This is a genomic window from Streptomyces sp. NPDC006265 (genome assembly GCF_040613555.1).
Lineage (GTDB): Bacteria > Actinomycetota > Actinomycetes > Streptomycetales > Streptomycetaceae > Streptomyces.
Genome location: NZ_JBEXSH010001428.1, coordinates 1 through 1,340 on the forward strand (window position 1 = coordinate 1; position 1,340 = coordinate 1,340).

General features: G+C 71.3%; 2 protein-coding genes. Both read left to right on the forward strand.

Annotated features, from left to right (window positions below; translation table 11 throughout):
* On the forward strand, positions 1–522 hold a 522-nt coding region (locus ABZ281_RS49495), incomplete at its 5' end, for an MBL fold metallo-hydrolase (protein WP_356665423.1).
* Positions 523–542: 20 nt separating this feature from the next.
* Positions 543–1,340: adenosine deaminase (locus ABZ281_RS49500; protein WP_356665424.1), on the forward strand; the 798-nt coding region annotated here is incomplete at its 3' end.

A 1,340-nucleotide genomic window follows, 5' to 3' on the forward strand; every position in this document is an offset into this window, starting at 1 on the left:
GATCTGACGACGGTCGTCCCGACCGGCCCGGACGGCACCGACGGCCGCCGCATGCTGCCCGAGCGGCTCGCCGCGCACGGCATCGAGGGCCCGGACGTCGGCCGGATCCAGCGCGAGGGGAATCTCGGCGCGGTGCCCCTGGAGGACGTCAGCGAGACGCGGAGCGGACAGCGGTTCGCGTTCGTCATGGACACCCGGCTCTGCGACGGGGTGTACGCGCTCGCCGAGGGCTGCGACCTGCTCGTCATCGAGTCGACCTTCCTCGACGAGGACGAGGAACTCGCCGTCGAGCACGGTCACCTGACGGCCGGTCAGGCGGCCCGGGTGGCCCGGGACGCCGGCGTGCGGCACCTCGTGCTGACCCACTTCAGCCAGCGCTACACCGGCCGTGGGGGCACCTCCCGCTCGAGCGAAGCCGAGAGTGGGGGATCATTCGAGCGGCAGGCCCGGGCCGCAGGGTACGAGGGCGAGCTGACCGTGGCCCACGATCTGCTGAGGGTGCCGGTTCCGAAGCGTCGGTGAAACGGTCGTACGATGAATTGATGTCCCTCCCCAAAGCCGAACTGCACCTTCACATCGAAGGCACCCTGGAACCGGAACTCGCCTTCGAGCTCGCCGCGCGCAACGGTGTCACGCTGCCGTACGCCGACACGGACGAGCTGCGCGAGGCCTACCGGTTCGAGGACCTGCAGTCCTTCCTGAACCTGTACTACGAGCTCATGGCCGTCCTGCGCACCGAGCGGGATTTTGAGGACCTGGCGAACGCCTATCTCGCCCGGGCCGCCGACCAGGGCGTGCGGCACGCGGAGATCTTCTTCGACCCGCAGGCCCACACCAGCCGCGGTCTCGAGATCGGCACGGTCGTCGAGGGGCTGTGGCGCGCGCTGGGGACCAGCGAGGCCAATCACGGCGTCTCGACCCGGCTGATCCTGTGCTTCCTGCGCGACGAGTCCGCCGAGTCGGCCCTGGCCACGCTGGACGCCGCCAAGCCCTACCTGGACCGGATCACCGGCGTCGGCCTCGACTCCGCCGAGGTCGGGCACCCGCCGGTGAAGTTCCGCGAGGTCTACGAGAGGGCCGCCGCGCTCGGTCTGAGGCGGGTCGCCCACGCCGGTGAGGAGGGCCCGCCGGAGTACATCACCGAGGCTCTGGACGTCCTCGGCGTGGAGCGGGTCGACCACGGGCTGCGCTGCGTGGAGGACCCGGCGCTGGTGGAGCGGCTGGTGCGCGACCGGGTGCCGCTGACGCTCTGCCCGCTGTCCAACGTCCGGCTGCGCACCGTCGACACCCTCGCCGACCACCCCCTGCCCGCCATGCTGGACGCCGGCCTGATGTGCACG